Source organism: Pseudomonas sp. HLS-6 TE3448 (assembly GCF_053629555.1).
In genome coordinates this window covers 4,491,901-4,509,586 of the sequence record NZ_JBRJIO010000001.1, presented here as the reverse complement: position 1 = coordinate 4,509,586, position 17,686 = coordinate 4,491,901, and the positions used below count along the sequence as shown (strand labels likewise).

Annotated in this window: 18 protein-coding genes; 9 read left to right on the top strand and 9 right to left on the bottom strand. The window is 56.1% G+C overall.

Annotated elements, in window-relative coordinates; all coding sequences use genetic code 11:
- Window positions 1-208 precede the first annotated feature (208 nt).
- From AB7M23_RS20545 to AB7M23_RS20535, 3 genes are all read right to left on the bottom strand, one after another.
- Window positions 209-526 carry a hypothetical protein gene (locus tag AB7M23_RS20545; protein ID WP_454241867.1) on the bottom strand — a complete coding sequence of 106 codons (318 nt, stop codon included), beginning with the start codon at window positions 524-526 and terminating at the stop codon, window positions 209-211.
- Between the two features lie 17 nt (window positions 527-543).
- Window positions 544-1,788 carry a hypothetical protein gene (locus AB7M23_RS20540; protein ID WP_454241866.1) on the bottom strand — a complete coding sequence of 415 codons (1,245 nt, stop codon included), beginning with the start codon at window positions 1,786-1,788 and terminating at the stop codon, window positions 544-546.
- A 505-nt stretch (window positions 1,789-2,293) separates the two neighbouring features.
- Window positions 2,294-3,150, bottom strand: a protein-coding gene (locus AB7M23_RS20535; protein ID WP_454241865.1) for an IS5 family transposase whose coding sequence is annotated in 2 segments (ribosomal slippage) — window positions 2,294-2,809 and window positions 2,812-3,150 — 855 coding nt in all. Because the reading frame shifts where the segments join, the coding sequence is not laid out codon by codon here.
- Between the two features lie 251 nt (window positions 3,151-3,401).
- On the opposite strand from AB7M23_RS20535, the gene AB7M23_RS20530 reads away from it, so the two are divergent.
- From AB7M23_RS20530 to AB7M23_RS20510, 5 genes are all read left to right on the top strand, one after another.
- The gene (locus AB7M23_RS20530; RefSeq protein WP_454241864.1) at window positions 3,402-5,102 is read left to right on the top strand and encodes an FAD-dependent monooxygenase; all 1,701 of its coding nucleotides are present in this window, start codon (window positions 3,402-3,404) and stop codon (window positions 5,100-5,102) included.
- A gap of 10 nt (window positions 5,103-5,112) precedes the next feature.
- A complete protein-coding gene (locus AB7M23_RS20525) occupies window positions 5,113-5,301 on the top strand; it encodes a DUF2783 domain-containing protein (RefSeq protein ID WP_083199803.1) in 189 nt (62 codons plus the stop codon).
- Between the two features lie 86 nt (window positions 5,302-5,387).
- Complete coding sequence (locus AB7M23_RS20520) at window positions 5,388-6,737, top strand: MFS transporter (protein WP_330523837.1); 1,350 nt, start codon at window positions 5,388-5,390, stop codon at window positions 6,735-6,737.
- Between the two features lie 76 nt (window positions 6,738-6,813).
- Entirely contained in the window at window positions 6,814-7,623 is an 810-nt protein-coding gene (locus AB7M23_RS20515; protein ID WP_409278497.1) for a helix-turn-helix transcriptional regulator, read from the top strand.
- A 471-nt stretch (window positions 7,624-8,094) separates the two neighbouring features.
- Window positions 8,095-8,889, top strand: coding sequence for an AraC family transcriptional regulator (locus tag AB7M23_RS20510; RefSeq protein WP_454241863.1), 795 nt, complete (start codon window positions 8,095-8,097; stop codon window positions 8,887-8,889).
- Here the strand turns inward: AB7M23_RS20510 and AB7M23_RS20505 are convergent.
- The 3 genes from AB7M23_RS20505 to AB7M23_RS20495 all read right to left on the bottom strand — a co-directional run bounded on the left by AB7M23_RS20505 (window position 8,841) and on the right by AB7M23_RS20495 (window position 11,889).
- Window positions 8,841-9,500 carry a LysE family translocator gene (locus tag AB7M23_RS20505; RefSeq protein WP_454241862.1) on the bottom strand — a complete coding sequence of 220 codons (660 nt, stop codon included), beginning with the start codon at window positions 9,498-9,500 and terminating at the stop codon, window positions 8,841-8,843. The two genes, AB7M23_RS20510 and AB7M23_RS20505, sit on opposite strands and share 49 nt — an antisense overlap.
- Window positions 9,501-10,796 carry a hypothetical protein gene (locus AB7M23_RS20500; RefSeq protein ID WP_454241861.1) on the bottom strand — a complete coding sequence of 432 codons (1,296 nt, stop codon included), beginning with the start codon at window positions 10,794-10,796 and terminating at the stop codon, window positions 9,501-9,503.
- A 127-nt stretch (window positions 10,797-10,923) separates the two neighbouring features.
- Window positions 10,924-11,889 (bottom strand): endonuclease, encoded by a 966-nt coding sequence (locus tag AB7M23_RS20495; protein ID WP_454241860.1) that lies wholly within the window; start codon window positions 11,887-11,889, stop codon window positions 10,924-10,926.
- Between the two features lie 424 nt (window positions 11,890-12,313).
- On the opposite strand from AB7M23_RS20495, the gene AB7M23_RS20490 reads away from it, so the two are divergent.
- Together AB7M23_RS20490 and AB7M23_RS20485 are read left to right on the top strand one after the other, a co-directional pair.
- Window positions 12,314-12,748, top strand: coding sequence for a hypothetical protein (locus AB7M23_RS20490; protein ID WP_454241859.1), 435 nt, complete (start codon window positions 12,314-12,316; stop codon window positions 12,746-12,748).
- Between the two features lie 129 nt (window positions 12,749-12,877).
- Complete coding sequence (locus tag AB7M23_RS20485) at window positions 12,878-13,351, top strand: OsmC family protein (RefSeq protein WP_454241858.1); 474 nt, start codon at window positions 12,878-12,880, stop codon at window positions 13,349-13,351.
- Window positions 13,352-13,587: 236 nt separating this feature from the next.
- On the opposite strand, the gene AB7M23_RS20480 is transcribed toward AB7M23_RS20485, so the two are convergent.
- Window positions 13,588-13,860, bottom strand: coding sequence for a hypothetical protein (locus AB7M23_RS20480; protein ID WP_454241857.1), 273 nt, complete (start codon window positions 13,858-13,860; stop codon window positions 13,588-13,590).
- A complete protein-coding gene (locus AB7M23_RS20475) occupies window positions 13,857-14,816 on the bottom strand; it encodes a DMT family transporter (protein WP_454241856.1) in 960 nt (319 codons plus the stop codon). Before AB7M23_RS20475 ends, AB7M23_RS20480 begins: the two co-directional genes overlap by 4 nt.
- Before the next feature lie 104 nt (window positions 14,817-14,920).
- Here AB7M23_RS20475 and AB7M23_RS20470 point away from each other — a divergent pair, with 104 nt between their 5' ends.
- Together AB7M23_RS20470 and AB7M23_RS20465 are read left to right on the top strand one after the other, a co-directional pair.
- On the top strand, window positions 14,921-15,094 hold the full coding sequence (locus AB7M23_RS20470) for a helix-turn-helix domain-containing protein (protein WP_454241855.1): 174 nt from the start codon (window positions 14,921-14,923) through the stop codon (window positions 15,092-15,094).
- Between the two features lie 18 nt (window positions 15,095-15,112).
- Window positions 15,113-15,805 carry a LysR substrate-binding domain-containing protein gene (locus tag AB7M23_RS20465; protein ID WP_454241854.1) on the top strand — a complete coding sequence of 231 codons (693 nt, stop codon included), beginning with the start codon at window positions 15,113-15,115 and terminating at the stop codon, window positions 15,803-15,805.
- A gap of 125 nt (window positions 15,806-15,930) precedes the next feature.
- Here AB7M23_RS20465 and AB7M23_RS20460 read toward each other — a convergent pair whose 3' ends face one another.
- The gene (locus AB7M23_RS20460) at window positions 15,931-17,613 is read right to left on the bottom strand and encodes a SulP family inorganic anion transporter (RefSeq protein ID WP_454241853.1); all 1,683 of its coding nucleotides are present in this window, start codon (window positions 17,611-17,613) and stop codon (window positions 15,931-15,933) included.
- Window positions 17,614-17,686: the final 73 nt, after the last annotated feature.

The following is a 17,686-nucleotide window of genomic DNA, read 5'->3' as shown; positions in this document are numbered from 1 at the left end:
GTAACCTAAAAACGCAGCTGGAAACCCATTAGTTGAAAGCTATTTTGCAGCACTATTGAAGGAGTTGTTTGGCTCGGAACACTGAAAGCAGGGGCTTTGATAAGCCCCGCTCTCTATGTTGGTACATGCATGCTGTTTGAGATGTTTTGTTGCGGGGCGAAAAAATGAATTTCGGATTTAAATGCAGTGTGCCGGAGCAGTTTTAGAGTTAGTAATAAATCATGGTGAAGCCATTATCAGTCGGGGTGGTATAGAAAGTAAATCCTGCATTTTGCGCCTGCTGCTTTCTCGTCTCAATCCAATCGTCAGATATGTCAGTAAGGATTTTGACAATCTTTGCTATATTGGATGTTTTGCAAAGTACGAGGATTTTGCAGGTTTTGTTAGAGTTGCCCCAGAATATTACGGGTTGCCACGATTTGGCTTCGCCGGCTGAGAGCAGGGCTTCGAAAAAAGCATGGTCTTCGTTGTTGTCAGCCGTGTTGAGGATGTTGCAAACAATATTTTCATCGCTTCCGAAAATCATGGCTGTAATCCTGCTGTTTATCGTGTGAATGGGTTTCCTTTTGGGCCAGGGTCGACGATGCCTGGTTTGGGCTGCTTGGCAGCTAATTCGACAGATAGTTTTCTAATGCTTTCGTAGCGACTGGGGTTTTCGATTAAGTCCTCAACTTTACCTATCGGCATGATGCCGCCACTAGGAAGTATTAGATATTCTGTTGCCCAATACCCGAGGACTAGTGGTTTGTCGAAGGTTTCGTCCATTGTGATGCCTCGTTCGGAGCGTGCAGCTACTTTAAACGAGCCACCTGGAAGAACGTATCCGTCATATTTTCGCTGCGATTCCAGATTGGTAATCTGACCGCGCAGAGAGTTAAGTTGTTGCTGCGCTCTAAGATTGTTCACTCTAGCAATATCGGCTTGCAAAGCTGCTATTTCTGGGTTTCTACTCGCTTCTTCCGGTTCGGGAGGCAAGGCTGGAGTGTCGCCCACAGCTGCATCTGCTTTCTTTAACTCTAGCTGAGTGTTTAAGTAGGTTATGAGCGATTTATAGTTTTCTTCTGAGGAGCTCAATAACTCCGGAGAATTCACTGGGGCGCCCGCTTGAAGTGAGGCGCCTGAAGTTTCATCAAATGTGAGCGAGACGGTGGCTCCTTGAATGCTGAAAGTACGTGTAATAACTCTAAGTATCGTAGGCTCTGAGCTAGTTGAGGCCATGTAAGCAAGAGATGTTTTTTGTTTGCTTGCCCAGGACCAGAGGAGCTCGTTCATGATCTGGTCCGGCAGACCTTGGCTGGTCGCATCCTTCAGAACTACCGATCCAGTGGCACCTTGTGCGCCGCTGGCGGTGAGTGCGACAGGTACTGAATTTAGTGGGATCGCAAGCCCTAACGAACCGCGGTTATCGACCGAAAAGGTATAGCTTGGAAACGCGGCTTTAGAGGGACGATAAAATGAAGGCGGGTCAACTTGAGTGAAGCTGTTGGAGAGCACATCGTTGTATTGTTTTTGGCTTATTGGGATTCGAGCAAAACGATTGACAAGAGGTAAAAAGCCCTTGTTCTCCCAAGTCTCCATTTCGGTGGAAATGGAGTTGTTTGAAATATAAATGTCTCCTGGTCTGATGTCCTCTTCCAGAGGGTAAATCGGCATGACTTGGCTTGCTCGAACTGTCATGCTCCAATCTTTTGCTACTCGTTCAAGCGAATTTTTTGGTGCGATTAGTCCACATGATGTTAAGGCGGCTGCAAGTGAAATCAACGTCATAGGCATGATTTTTTGACGCATAGTTGCCACCCTCTGCCTAGCCGGAAATGTGCTCAGACAGGAAAAAATAGCCTGCGGGATGAACTACCACAAAGAAATTTATAGCTCAGAGTTTTTGATGTATAGGCGGTATTTAAAAAAACAATTGGCTGCGATTGGTGGATTGGTTTCTTCTATTGGTGGTTTTTGGTCGAAAGTTTTCTTTCTACATCCTGAAAGAAGATGTGTAGTTTTCTTGGCAGCGAGTGGGGCATGGTAAAAATTACTTTTCCGCGCGGAATAACTCTGTTTTCATAGCAGCGTATGTTGCTGTGAACGCAGCGCGACGCTTCCAAAAGTCGGCCATTGAACCGGTTTGTCCTATTTAAAGCCCTGCCACTGTGCGGGGCTTTTTTGTTCACGGCCCTACGCCTGCTCCTTGCTTCCAGCGGATGCCGGTGTCGTAGGAGCCGACCTAATTTGAGGAATGCAGATGAACGACGAGCATCAGGCGCTCGCTGATGTGCCTCTGTGGCTGTTGGTGCTGCTAGGCTCTGTACGAAAAGAGATGTCGCAAACACCTCATGGAACAAGCCAGTGAGACCATGGCGGCATAGCTTTTCGCGAGCTTATCGAAGCGTGTCACGATTCGGCGCTTCTCTTTCAGCCAGCCAAACATGCGCTCGATAATGTTGCGCTGTCGGTATTTGGGCCGGTCGAACAGTCTGGGTAAGCCAGGCTTGGGCTTGCGCTTCATCGAGCGCAGCGGGATGACGGGCTGCATTCGATATTGGTCGCAATAGCGGCGTAGCGCTTCGGCGTCATAGCCCTTGTCGGCAAGCAACCATTTACAGCGTTTACGCGGACGGCCACGTTGGCTCGATGGAATGCTGACCTCGTCCAACAGTGGTTGGGCGTAGCTGATGTCACTGGCTTGACCGCCAGATAGGAGGAAGCGCAACGGTATCCCGTTGGCGTCGCAGAGCATGTGGATTTTGGTTGTCAGGCCACCGCGACTGCGGCCTAGAGCGTGATCGGCAGGCTCGTCAGCCCCCCTTTTTTCCGAGCGCCAGATGAGGCTCGGGTTGCGCGTACTGCGGTTGAGTCGATCATCCAGGTTTGCAAATCGATCAAGCCTTTCTCATTCAATCTCAGGTGCAAGCGTTTGAGCATCTGATCGAACGCCCCCTGATTGCGCCAGCCCCGAAACCGTTGATACACCGTTGACCACGGGCCAAAGCGCTCCGGCATATCTCGCCGCGCAGCACCGGAGCAGAGCACCCAGAGCACACCATCAAGCATCAGTCGGTCGTTCAAACGAGGCCGCCCCCGACCATGGGTTTCGATGAAGAGATCGGAGACAACATCCCAGGCCTCGTCCGAGAGTTCGTAACGTTTTGCCATCACAGAATTACTTTCCGTTGATGGCGGGGGACTCTACAAAATCTCAGCGTTCAAGGGGCGCCATTTGGGTTTCTCGGGATTTCGTACAGAGCCTAAGGCTGCGATCATCGCCGATGCGACGCCTGCCTACAGTTGGCGCTTACACAAAGTTGTCTCCTCAAGGGGACATTGATTTTTCGCGCACCGCTTAAAGTCCTCTGCAATTCCGAACGGCTCAGGCCAATAAACATAAAAACCGGAGATGCACTGCGATGCACACACCGCTCGCCGAGCCTCGTCGCTCAATTTATTTCGATTACCAGGTTTTCCCTGCCCACACTGCCAGTGTGAATGCGGCACAGGTCGAGCGTCGCCCTGTGGTCATTGTCGGCGCCGGGCCCATCGGGCTGACTACAGCACTGGATCTGGCCCGCTACGGCATTCCGTCGATTGTGCTGGAGGCTGAACGTCAGGTCAGCGAAGGCAGCCGCGCCATCGTGTTCACCCGCCGCTCCCTGGAGATTCTCCAGCAAGTCGGTGTCGCCGAACGGGTGATGGCGGCGGGACTTAGCTGGCGTTTCGGTAATTCCTTTTACCGCAACCAGCGGGTGTTCCGCATGGAGGCGCCCCACGACCCGGACGATCGCTTCCCGCCGATGACCAACCTGCAACAGCCTTGCCTGGAGCAGTTTCTGGTCGAGACCTGTCAGGCCAACCCGTTGATCGAGTTGCGTTGGGGCAACAAGGTCACTGCGCTCGTGCAGGCCGGGGATTATGCGACGCTGGACATTGATACGCCGGCCGGTAACTACACGCTGGAAGCCAATTGGGTTATCGCCGCCGATGGCGCGCGCTCCGCCATTCGCAGTCTGCTTGGCCTGCAACTGGAAGGCGCCGCCTATGAAGGGCGCTTTGTGATTGCCGACATCAAGATCGACCTCGACCTGCCCACCGAGCGCCTGGCTTACTTCGACCCGCACTGGAACCCGGGCAATACGGTGCTCATGCACCGGGAGCCCGGCAATATCTGGCGCATCGACTATCAGCTGCCGCGCGATGAGACGCCGGAACGCGCCTTGTCCGCCGATTCCCTGCGCGAGCGAATCAATGCACAACTGGCCATCGTCGGGGTGCAGAATCCGCAGTGGGAGCTGGACTGGTGCTCGGTGTATTCGGCGCGGGCGCTGACCCTGCCGAACTATATCCATGATCGCGTGATTTTTACTGGAGATGCCGCACACTTGCTGCCAATCTTCGGTGTTCGTGGTGCCAACACCGGCTTTCAGGACTGCCATGACCTGAGCTGGAAACTGGCCCTGACCATCAAGGGCGTGGCCGGCCCGGGCCTGCTCGCCTCCTACAGCGCGGAGCGGGTAGGGGCCGCGCGAGAGATCATTGCCGAAGCCGGCAAAAGCACGCGCTTCATGACCCCGCCAACGCCGGGCCATTGCCTGGTCCGCGATGCGGTGCTGTCGCTGTCACTGACTCAGGCGTTCGTGCGTCCGCTGTATCACTGGCGTACCTCCCGGCCCCATGACTACGTTGATTCGTCGCTCAATTTCAAGGGCGATGACAACAGTCTCTACAGCAGCGGCCCCCATCAGGGTGCTCCGCTGTTGAACATTCGGCTCGGTGATGACCAGTTCCTTTTCGACAGGCTGGGCGCGTCGTTCTACCTGCTGTATTTCACCGACGCCACCGAGGTGCCGGGTGATATCCAGGCTCAGGTGCAAGCACTGCGTGAGCAGGGTGTGCCGCTGCAGCTACTGGCTGTTACCGGCAATCTGCAAACCGCAGTCAGCGGCGCAGACGGGCAGGTTGATGACCACAGCGGGCACCTGCGCAGTAAATACGGGTCGAAGACGGGCAGTGCTTATCTGGTGCGCCCGGACCAGCACGTGTGTGCACGCTGGCATCAACTCAGCGGCCAGGCGCTGCGCGCCGCCATCGAAACGGCCTTGGGCAATGAGTGAGGACAACAGCATGGAACACAAACAACTGACCCTTATCGACATTGAAACGATCTACGACCAGCTCGCCGACGCTCTGGATCAAGCAGCCCAAGGCAAGCGCGAACTGTTCCTGGTGAAACTGGCGCTGCTCAGTGCTCACGCTCTCGGCGATGCCGAGCAGTTTATGGCGTTGACCCGCACCGCGTTGCTGGACCTGTAACCAGCACCCTGCCAATCGTGCAATTGCCACCGGCTTGAATGATCAAGCCGGTGCGCCTTCCTATAACAATAATCAGGAAGTCCCCAATGACTCGCAGCCCCATTGTCAGTGCGGCCACTTCGGCGGTGGCCGGTGCTCAAGACCGCTACCAGCAGGTGTGTAAAAAGGTCTCTAAAAGACTGATTGGCTTTTTGTTTGTCTGCTTTGTATTGTCGTTTCTGGATCGCATCAACATCGGTTTTGCCGGCCTGACCATGATGAGCGACCTGGGCTTGAGTGGCACCCAGTTCGGTCTGGCCAGCACCTTTTTCTACATTGCCTATATCGCCTGTGGCATTCCCAGCAACATGGCCCTGGCGCGCATCGGCGCCCGTCGCTGGATCGGCAGCCTTATGATTGCCTGGGGCGTGGCCTCCACGTGCACACTGTTCGCCACTGATGCCACCTCGCTCTACCTGCTGCGTATCCTGGTCGGGGTGACCGAAGCGGGTTTTCTGCCCGGCGTGCTGCTGTACCTGACCTTCTGGTTTCCCGCGGCCTACAGGGCCCGAGCCAATGCGCTGTTCATGATCGCCATGCCGTTCACTGCGGGCTTCAGTGCGGCACTGTCGGGCCTGATTCTGGGGTTGGACGGCGTGTGGGGGTTGAAAGGCTGGCAATGGCTGTTCCTGCTCGAAGGCTTGCCCTCGGTGCTGATGGGCTGCGTGGTGTTCGGTTACCTGGATGACCGCCCGCAGCAGGCCAAGTGGTTGGATAACGAAGAAAAGATGCTGGTGCAGAAGGCGCTGGATGCCGATCGGCAGGCGTCGACACCCGCGGCTGCGCAGAATGCGCGCAGCGTGTTGGCCGAACTGACTTCGCCGCACATCCTGCTGTTCTGCCTGGTGTATTTTTGCCTGGTCAACACTCTGGCAATGATTGCGGTATGGACGCCGTTGATCGTAAAAAGCTTCAACACAGCCAGCAGTAACGCCTCGATCGGTCTTCTGGCAGCGATTCCACAGATTTGCACCATCATCCTGATGGTCGTCTGGGGGCTGCATTCTGACCGTACCCGTGAGCGCCGCTGGCACCTGGTGCTGCCCATGCTGCTGGCCGCGGCAGGCTGGCTACTCACGGCGCTCTCGAGCGTTCCAACGGTACAACTGGTGGGTGTGTGCTTGGCTGCCAGCGGCTCCTACAGCGCCATGTCGATCTTCTGGACTACGCCGGACCAGGCCTTGAGTTTTCGCGCACGTGCCGTGGGCATTGCGCTAATCAATGCGGTGGGGAATATTGGCTCGGCCGTCAATCCGTTGGTGGTCGGCTGGCTGAAAGACCTGACCTTGAATTTCGGTTCGGGCTTTGTCTATGCGGCCGTTCTGATGATCCTCGGTGCGCTGTTGGCCCTGCGCCTGCCCATTGCCGCGCCAGCGATGCCAGAGACCTCGCGCTAAACGATGGTAGAGTAGCGGGCACGTGCGGTTGGCAATCACCACATCACCTGTGCCCGACACGTGGAGAGAACCCGTCATGCACTACTGGCCCTTGCGTCCCGGCAGCAGTGAACACAGCCTCAATCTCGGCCACACCGCCAACCTGCTCGCCAGGATCGGCGTGAACCGCAGCCGGTTTTTGGCCGCTGATCTGCTGCAGGTCATCGGCCCCGGTGTACCGCTGGCCCAGTGCACGATCTTTGCCTATCCGAAGCGCCGTAACCCAGAAGTGTTCTCCTTTGCGGACCGGGCGCGTGAAGTGTCGCTGCCGGTGATTTCCAACAAGTATGTCCAGCGCTTCTTTGGCCTGGATGGCAACCAGCAGGCGATGAACCAGAGCAGCGCCGTGCACAACACCATCGTGCAACGCCAGTCCATCGATGACATCGCGCACAGCGAGTACCGGCGCATCTGCTACGAGCAACCACAGATTTCCGAGCGCGTGGCCTTGCTGACCCACTGCGAAAGCAACCGCTGGCTGTCGGTGAACTTCTACCGTGGTCGTGAGCATGGACGTTTCTCGGAACGGGAAATGAACTACCTTGAAACCCTCGCACCGCTGCTGATCCAGGCCGTGCGCCTGCACTATCACGCGTACCTGCATGCCAACGAGATGCCTCTATTGCTGGCCGAGCGGGTGATCAGGCAGCAGCACGTGGAGCTGACCTTGCGCGAACAGGAACTGTTGCGCCTGATGCTGAGCGGCCTGACGGTGGAAGACATCGCCGAGCAGTTGGGCGTTCGGCCCGTCAGCGCTGCGACCTACGTAAAACGCCTGTACCGCAAACTGGGCATCAATGGCTTGCGTGAATTGTTCGGGCTAGCCACGCGGGCCGAGTGGGCCTGAAATGGCCAGCGAACAGTAGCTGCCACTGCAGGAGCCGAAGGTGGTGCTGGTTTTGGTGACGAGGGGAGGGCAGTTTGAAAAGCCATCGTCTATTTGGATTACTGATCGGCGAGGCCGCGCTTGCACCATGGTGCTCAAGCACACGGACCGGCACGACTCGAGGACAATGCGCCTGGTGTGCGCTTTGCCGGGCGGGGCACAGGCCCCTCAATCCGCAGTAGAGGAGTCCGCAGAGGAGTAACGACCACAACAAACAGGTCACCGCTGTGGCAGGCGCGTCACGTGGGGCCGCCGATAGAGGTTCGTTGCTACCGCCCCGCCCTGAATGAGGAAGTGAGGTTGCCGAGAAAAAAACTGTAAAAAAACTATGGCTTTCTGAGAGCATCGTTTGTCTCTATTCTTTAGCCCATCAAGGGCTGGCTTGCCTGGATGGCAGCGATATCAGAGAGAAACGGGAAGATGTCCTTGGTCATGGAAAGCCTGAATAGGCATGAGCGAATTGAATGCTCAAGGGTCACCGCGAGCGGTGGTTTTTACCCAAAGCACACCCACGAAGAGTATGTGATTAGTGCCAACCTGTGCGGGCGAGAACGTATCTGGTACGACGGCAAACAACAGGACGTCAGCAACGGCGAGGTGACGCTCTACAACCCCATGACCGTCCAGGCTTCTCAGTTCTTCGAAGGAAACACCCAGTTCATCAGCTTGCACCTGGATGTGGAGCACGTGCGAAGCATCCTAGGTGAAACGTCTAGCAGCAGTGGCCTTCCCGTATTTACTGAAGGCGTCATACAGGATGGCGATCTGTTCCGCAGCATTGTCAATCTGCTCTCTCCCCCGGATATTTACAGCTGCGAAGAAGCCCAGTTAGAGCTGTTTAGTGAGCTCCTCCGCTTTCGTACAACACCCAGTGCTCCTGACGAACCTCTGCGGGTTACACACTTGATCAGCTTCATGAAAGCGAATCTGTACGAGCCAATTGACCTCGAAGACCTGTGTATCGAGGCCAACCTGTCCAAGTTTCACCTTGTACGAAGCTTCAAGTCCCAAAAGCACCTCCCGCCGATGCAGTACCTGAGACAGTTGCGCCTAATCGAAGCGAGAAGGCGCCTGCGCCTTGGTGATTCTCCCACCCGTATCGCCGTAGACCTGGGCTTTTTTGACCAGGCTCATTTGAGCAACGCGTTCCGCAAGGTCATGGGAGCTTCACCTGGTAGTTACAGCTCAATGCTTGTGGGCGTCGGGTTACCAATGAACTCGGCGTAACCGGTAACTACGACATAGGCTGCAAAGTAGGCAAAGATCAATGCCGAGGCGATGTAGGTGTACCTCACCAACTGTTGCCCCATTAACCGGCCTCCCTGCGCTGCCAGCGTGCACAACACCAGAGCCCAGAATATCCCAGCGACGAAGAAGCCACTTAGGAACAACCCGGCACCTGCTACATCCGAACCCTGCCGGGCAATGATGGCCCCACCCACTGCGGCAAACCACAGGATGGCACTGGGCGACGACATGGCCAACATCACGCCTCTAGTAAAAAGCGCGCGGTTGCTATCACCCCATTGACTAGCCCCGCCCCCCGCCTCATTGCTTTTCACCTTCAAGGCGCTCATGAGCATTTTTACGCAGAGGTAGCAGAGCACAGCTGATCCACCGATCCATAGCACCCAGCGTACCCATTCGATTTGCAGCAGCACACTCATACCGGCCATGGCCAAGATGGCATAGATCAGATCCCCTACGCAGGTGCCAACCCCCAGCCATACCCCTTGAGCAAAGCCCCGCTGCATCGCCAGTGTGATCATCGCCATGTTCGCCAGCCCAATCTCCAGGCAAAGCGAGAGGCTGAGCAGAAAACCATTACTAAATTGCATTCAAGAGATCCCTTCTAAAATTTCCTGCGCATACCCTAGAGTGACGTCGCAGCCAGTCAAGCCGAACATTAAGTCTCCCTCCTCGCCACCCAGTCGATGTGGGCAATATTGCGAGATGAAGGCCTCAAACCGAGATAGATCGCCAGTGAGCCCAGCATTGATCAGGTCTTGAGCAATTGAACGCATAGCCCCAATGAAACGCTCGGTATCAACTGACCATGCCATGGGGTTTGTGCAATCAATCACCCCCAAATCCTGCAAAAGGCGGAGCTGAATGTAGGCAGAGCCGGCATCAGGGAACTGACGGGCTCCTCGTCGCAGGTAGCGTAGAAGCTCAAGCGTATACACACGTACCATCTGAGCGGGTTGCAGCTGTACCGTGTTCGCAATAGCTTGATCAACGCTTAGCAGGAAACCGAACACATCGGCCAGCGCTTCCTGGATTACCATCGACCCCCAGCGATCATGCTTGCTCAGCTGACTAAAACAGGTGCTATCAAGGACGATTGAGTGGCCAAGGTCGTGCCCCCTGAACCAGATAATCAAATAGCGATCAAGCTCGTAGCCAGCGGGCAAATCAGCGGCCTGCCAATTGAAGAGTGGGGCTTGCTGCACTGCAATCCTTTCGAAAAGGCTGCGATAGGTGTTGGCAAAGACGATTGTTCGTTTCACCGGGGAGTATTTCACCCCCTGATCTTCAGGCATGAAGTAAGCAAAATGCTTTGGGAAGTAGTTTGCCTCTCCAGCGATGCCGAAGAGGTCGATGATTTTGTAAGTGCAGTGGGGCAGCACCTTCAGCGGTGCACACAGGTCACTCGCCAGTCGCTGCAATGCTTCGGGGAAATGCTTATCTACACAATCCGATACCTGCTGCAGGCGGGCATTAGGGATACCGAAAAATGCCGAGCTGAATGTCTGACGAGACTTACCCAGCCACGTCGATAGATCACCCACATGGGCCACCAATTCACGTTCATCCAGCCCGGCCACGGCTTGGCTCATCGCGGCAAATTGTGTATCCCCCATCAAACCTTCAGCGATGCAACCGATAGCGGTGCGAGAATCTGCGTCTTGCAAGTGCGCCGAGATTACTGCCAGGTGATTTGCAACGCTCTTCTTCAACTCATTGGCCATGCGCAAGTCGGGATCGCTGAACGCTTGCACGCAACGCATCGCGTCGACCCTCTGCAAAATTTGACGGATCGATTCGATGAGCTCGGGATGGAGCAAAGGGGAAGGTAGCTGGACAGTACGAATCACATGCTGTGGGCGCTGAGGCCAGAAGATTCCGTTCATGGTGATACTCCTTGAAAAAGGAGCCCATCACACCAGTTAGTCCTCTGCGCCTATTGGAAAAAATTGCTCAGATCCCTTTGACATGCTGGGCACGAGAATAGAGACAGAAGCACTCCTCAGCCCTCAGCTACTTGCAGTTGCCTGCTTTACGATACCCCGCCGCCTTAGCGTCAGACTCAGAGTCAAACGTTATTTGGTTTTTCGCCGACACCTGCTCATAACCAGGGCATCCCTGTGAGAGGTGATACACCTGACTCTTCCGATTACCAATGATCAAACTTCCCCCGATCGCGCTTGCCAGGGTTGGCTGGGCTGCTGCTTGCTGAGCTTTCACAGGAAGGGTGCTGACTAGCCCATCACCAACCGTCTTGTATCCTTGCGTCCAGCGACGGTCACCCGTTACGAAAGGATTGGAATGACCCATGATTGCAGCGATGCGCCTATCTCGCTCTTTCTCCCAAGACGAAACCGGGAACTGCTTGTCCCAGGCCATCAGTAGCTGTTGCTGCTGACGAGACATACTCAGTTTGTATCTGTCGAACATGTAAAAGGTTGTCCTTGCGACCAGCCCTTTGACCTCGTCACGTGGTTCGGCAGTTCGTTGATCGAAATCAACCCGCGTCTTGCACTGTCCATACTGCGGCGCTACCCCGTTAGCCATGCCGTAGTTGAAATTACTACGGTCGCCGTTCACCTCCCCAACTGATGGATAGAGGTTGAACAGGTCAGCTTCCATCGCTCGAAACACGGGATCATCGTCCACACAGTGCTCGCGCCCACCGTTCTGCCAGCATTGGCGCTGGTGACCGAATGTCCAGGCAGGAACGATGTGTTCCCATTCAGTCCGTTGCGCGCGGCTCTGTTGTTCCCTGGTTTTATAGCCGCAAGACTTAGCATCAACCCGGCCACCCGACTTACCGACCCATGTCCACTTGCAGCCGCAATACAGCTCGCCCATAGCACTGTTCGCTTGGTCGAGGTAGATCTTCTGCTTTGCTACGACCTTGGCTTCGGAAAAAGTCGACGGAGGATTTGAGAAGGCGGGAGTGATAACAGAGAGGGTTAGCGTTAGGACATAAAACAGTTTTTTCATGAGACAGTGTTTTCAAATTCGGGTCGCGCATCATACGCGACGGACGTAGGGCTACGCCTGTAATCTACGGGAATTTAACTCAACGGTTGCTGGCGCAACGTTGGCTGCAGATAAAAACAGAGTATTGGTTGAGGCCCGATGGTATACGCAGGCGTATGTAAAGCAGGGGCTCGCCAACAATAATCAGGATTTCGTGAAACGCAGATGAGGCTCGAGATTCTTCAAATAAGAGTAACTGTTTACAGTGCGGGGACATCACATCGGAAGGTCAGTGGGTTTGAGACCACCCAGCAGGTTAACAACGGTTTGGACGTTCCAACCCGAGGCCCAGTTACAGGCATTGCTGCATGATGGCTTGTTACAGGGTGACTGGTCATACGTCTGCCCCGAGAACGAGGCGGCGTACCGCCTCATGTGCCGCGAAATGGCTGCCCGTGGCTTGTCCTGCGAGGGGCGCCCGCCGGTGTGGGGTTGGCATTCCTGTGGCGGTTACCAGCGAGCACCAGACGCCGAGCTGGCGCGCCAGTTACTGAGTGACCATCAACTGATCGAGACGCCCATGGTGCTGTTGACGTTCGAGTGCCCAGGTGATCAGGTGCTGAACTCGGACTACAACGTTTGGTGTGATCAGGTGTATTTCCCGCTATCTTCAAATGCAGCGCTCAAGCTATTGCCTGAAGCGGTGCATGGGTTGTTCGAGATCAACTACACGGCATTGGATGACGCACCGATTCAGACGGTGTTGCCGAGCTTGCGGCGCGAGTGGCTGGTGGAGGTGCGAAAAGTGCGTCTCGATGCCTATCATGAAGTATGTATTGCCGAACCTTGGTGGTCGATGTCATCCCCCACCAACATGTAGTGGTTTGCAATCGAAAACAGCCATGCTTGTTTGATGGTATTTCAGGCTCTGATCAATTGATATCTGTACATTCTCAAGCAGGTCTTCTCATACCTGTTACGGTCAATCGTTACATTATCGAGGGCAAGGATGAAGACGCATACCTATGAGGCTATGGTGACCTGGACGGGTAACGTGGGTGAAGGCACCTCCAGCTATACCGCCTACTCACGAGACTTCGTTGTTGATGTGCCAAGCAAACCGGCCCTTCTTGGATCTGCTGATCCGGCATTTCGAGGTGATCCCAAGCGATGGAATCCCGAGGATATGCTGGTCGCATCTTTATCTGCCTGCCATAAGCTATGGTATTTGCACCTTTGCGCGGTCAACAAGGTGAAAGTACTGGAGTACGTTGACCAGGCCCAAGGGAACATGGTCGAAGGTGACGCACATCGAAAAGGACATTTCACCGAGATCACGCTACGCCCGCGAGTTAAGGTGAGCGCCGGTTCAGACACGGATTTGGCGATGCGTCTGCATGAGGATGCACACCATGAGTGCTTTATAGCCAACTCGGTGAATTTTCCGGTGAGCTGCGAGGCGGTTATCACTGTGGAGGAATAGCGCTAAGGCGCTTTGGAGGAACGCATCTGAATGAGAGTCCGGCCATGCCACAACCTTAAAGCAAGCGCCTCCCGAGCGTCGCTCGTGAAATAGCGAAGCGGGTATCGGTTTTATTTATGGGCATTGGCTGCATAACCAGCTTCTTGGCGTCCCTTGTCAGGGGGCAGGCGCCAAGTTACCTGATGGCGCATCCGCAGAAATCGAATCCAAACGATGAGCAAAAACGCTCTTCGAACTTACACAAGCCCAACGAATGACAGGATAATCAGGACGATCACGACAGCCCCGACGATATAGACAATGTTGTTCATGAACGCCACCTCTTGATCTGAGCAGAATTGCAACACACACGGTGTCTTGTTTAGACGATACGGCACCTCTGCCCGCAATTCCGTTCGGCAGCGCACATAGCGCCGTTCCCAAGACGTAACCTGCGCGTAGAAAGGCAAGTTGGCGAGTTGGGCAGGTGCGCGAACTTCTGCCTTTCTGGTGTCGACACCAGAGCTCATGCTGCCTCGTCCGCCATAGCCGCTTGTGGTGCAGCCTTGGGCTTACCCGGCTTCAACCGTGACACGCCAAACAGCACCAGTGCCAGGCCGGCGATTTGGTAGGTCGAGATCGTTTCGTTGAGCAAGGCCCAGGAAGCCAGCATCGTCAGCACCGGCCCCAGGTTACCCACGGCTGCGGTTTGTGTGGCGCCCATGCGCTGGATTGCCAGCGCCGCCCAGTAGATCGGCAGCACGGTGGAAAACACCGCCATCAACCCCGCGTTGATCCAAACCGCCGTAGGTAAATCGCGCAGTTGTGAGGTGTCCGCCACCATCAGGTAATGGGCCAAGACCATGATCGACGACGCAGCACCTGCCAAGCCTGCCAGGCGCATGGAGCTCATGTGTTTGAGCATCATGCCGGTGCCTGAGTAGTACAGGGCGTAGGCCACGGCGCTGGCGAATACCCACAGTGAGCCGAGGATCACCTGGCTGCCCAGGCCCGAAACGCTCAGGTCGTGGACGAAGGCGACGCCCAGGCCGGCGTAGCAGATGCCCATGGCCGCCAAGGTGCGCAGTGTTGGCTTTTCGCGCAGGGCGATCGCCTGAAAGATCAGCACCAGCGTGGGGTAGATGAACAGGATCAAGCGCTCGAGCCCGGCGCTGATGTACTGCAGGCCGTAGAAGTCTAAAAGGCTCGCCAGGTAGTAACCGAACAACCCCAGCAGTAGCACGCGCACGACGCTGCCCAAGGTTAACGGCGCGCTAGCTTGCTGGCGGCTTAACCACACCAGCCAGATGAACAGGGGCAACGACAGCCCCATGCGCAAGGCGAGGAGGGTGATCGCATCCACATGGCTGGCCGCGTAGGAGAGCTTGACGAAGATTGCCTTGAAGCTGAACCCCAAGGCCGCCAGCACCGCGAACACGCTGCCGTTCTGGAGATAACGCTGGAAATGTGCGTGCAAAGGTTTCATAGGAAGTACGCGATAGGATTTGCAAGGCGTTATTCTGAGCAGAATGGTCGTTCACTAGATATCGCTTTTTAGTGAAGGTGCCTTTCTGAAATGGAGAAACCCTCATGCACTTCGATCTTCAGGACCTGCGCCTGCTTGCTGCCGTTGCCGCCACGGGGAGCCTGAGCAAGGCCGCAGCAACCTTTCCGGTGGCCGTGTCTGCCGCCAGCACCAGGTTGCGTTTGTTTGAGGAGCGCTGCGGCCTGACCCTGTTCACCCGCAAGTCTGACGGTATGTAGCTTACCCCTGGCGGTCACTTGGTCCTGGAGGCTGCTCGCAGTGTGCTCGGAGAGGCTCAGAAGCTGCAGGACACGCTAAAAGATCTGGCCGGGGAACGACGTATTACCCTGCATTTGGCTGTCTCCACCGTGACCAACAACACCTTGCTGCCAGCAGTGCTTGGGCCGTTTCTTTCCAACTACCCAGAAGTTGATCTGCAATTGGTGGAACATAGGAGCGTTGATGTCCTGAGGGTGGTTCGGGCCGGTGAGTGCGAGATTGGCGTATATGACGGCAGCCTCATCAATGAGGGGGTTGTGTCCTTGCCGTTCAGCACCGAACGCTTGGTACTGTTGGTGCCGGCGGATCATCCTTTGGCTGCGCGTGAGCAGTTGCACTTGCGCGATGCACTTGGTTACGCGTTCGTCTGCCTTCCTGCAGAGCGGGCGATGCAGCGCTTCATTGAAGAACTGGCCCTGAACCTTGGCATGCCGCTCAAGATTCGAGTGCGCGCACCCAGTTTCGAGGCGATCGCGCAGCTCGTAGCCCAGCGCGCCGGAATTGCCATGCTGCCCGAAACCGCAGCCCATCGTGCCGCGCAGGAGCTGTCTGTCCGCTGGGTGCCGCTGGAAGAACGGTGGGCGACGTTGGAAATGCGACTGTGCTTTCGCGGGTGGGATACGTTGAGTTCCCATGGGAGGCAGTTGGTGAGCTATTTGTCGGGGCAGTGAGGGTTGCACCAAGCCAAGGCACGCCACGCCAGGACAAGCGTGAACAGTGAAGGAGCCGCAATTGCGGCTCTTTTTCATTGCGTCACCTCAGCGCCTCACCGAGCTTGGGGGGCGACGTGTCAATCTCAAGTGATGCCACCTGCCGACGCGCCTTCCTGAGCTTGATACTTTTCTATTGCCGCATTGGCATTGAACAGCATGCGTTCAGAACCCAGTTTTTCATCGAATTTGGCACGTCGCACCATATCCAGTACCCCGGGGTTCAAGCCTGCGAGCCAGAGGCTGGCGCCCAGTTCGGTCAGGTTTTTCTCGCCTTCTATAAGGGCCTGCAGTGCCGAGTATTCGATATCGGGCACCGCGCTCATGTCCCAGACAATCACGTGTGGTTGGTACTGCGCTTCCAGTGCGATGATTTGTTCTTTCACGTAGTCGGCATTGAGGAAAAACAGGCGGCCTTCTGGTCGTACGATCAATAGCCCCTTGAACGTCTCGTCATTGGGGTGCTCTTCTGAAAGAGGGCGCAGTACGTCGGTGCCGGGCTTGCGGCCAAGAACGTAGAGGTGCGGGCGTGCGGTCTGGTAGGCCAGGCTGACCAACGATACGACGATGGCTACGGTAATCCCTTGCAGTGTGCCGAACAACAGTACACCGACCGTGGCAACGAGCGCCCAATAGAACTCCATTGGCCTTACTTTGCGGATTGCCATGAACTCCTGCGGCTGAATCAGGCCCACGGAGTAGTAGATGACGATGGCAGCAAGGGTAGCGTGTGGGAGGAACCCGAGGAGCCCCGAGAGCAGCAGCATGGTGGCCAGTGCCGCTGCGGCCGTGACGATGGACACTTTTTGGGATTGCCCTCCTGTGGCGCGTACAACCGCCGTTTGAGACGTGCCGCCACCGGCCGGCATTGCGCCGAACAATGCGCCGCCAAGGTTGCCGAGCCCGGTGGCAACCAGCTCACGGTTGGCGTTGATGGGTGGGTCGCCGGGCCGGACAAAGGCACGACCTGCCGCAATCGTCTCGGTAAAGCTCATCAGGGCGATCCCGAGTGCACCAGGCACCATCTGCTCGACCAGGGTCAGGTCGGGCAGGGTCAGTGAGGGTAACCCTTGTGGAATCACGCCGACCGTCGAGGCACCAAGTGCTTGCAGGCCGAAGTACCAGGACGCGGCAATACTGCCGCCGACCACCACCAGCGGGGCAGGCGAGTGCGCCCATAGACGCTCCATCAGGATGAGTATCAGGAATGCTGCTGCCGCCACTGCGAGGGTGATCAGCGAGCTTTCTGGCAGGTGATGGATGATGTTGAGGATGTCGACAAAAAAACCGTGTTTGGTGATGTGGATGCCCAGCAGTTTTGGCACCTGGTCCAGCACGATCACCAGGCCGACCCCGGCTTTGAAGCCGCTTAACACCGGGGTGGAAATGAAGTTCGCGAGAAACCCAAGGCGTATCAGGCGTGCCACGAGCAGCATCACGCCAACCAGTGCGGTTAGCGTCGCCGTTGCCGTGATCAACTTTCCGGGGTCGCCATCGGGGACGGCCAAGCTGATCTGTGCTCCGGCCAGGATCGCCAGTGTGGCTGAGGAACTGACGCTGAGTACGCGTGAAGTACCCAGAAATGCGTAGATCAGCATCGGCACGAAGGCGGTATACAGGCCGACAGCAACAGGCAAGCCTGCGACGGTGGCGTAGGCCATGGCTTTGGGCAGCACAACTGCTGCTGCAGTGAGGCCCGATACGATATCGAGGCGAAGTGAGGCGGTGTTGGAGTGAGCGGTTTTCTCAGCCTTCAGGTGCGTTTTCACACTGCCTCTCCTGGTCGGTTCAGCCGCTTGGAACGCCGAATGACTCCCTTTCCCGTGACGTTTGAGCGAATGC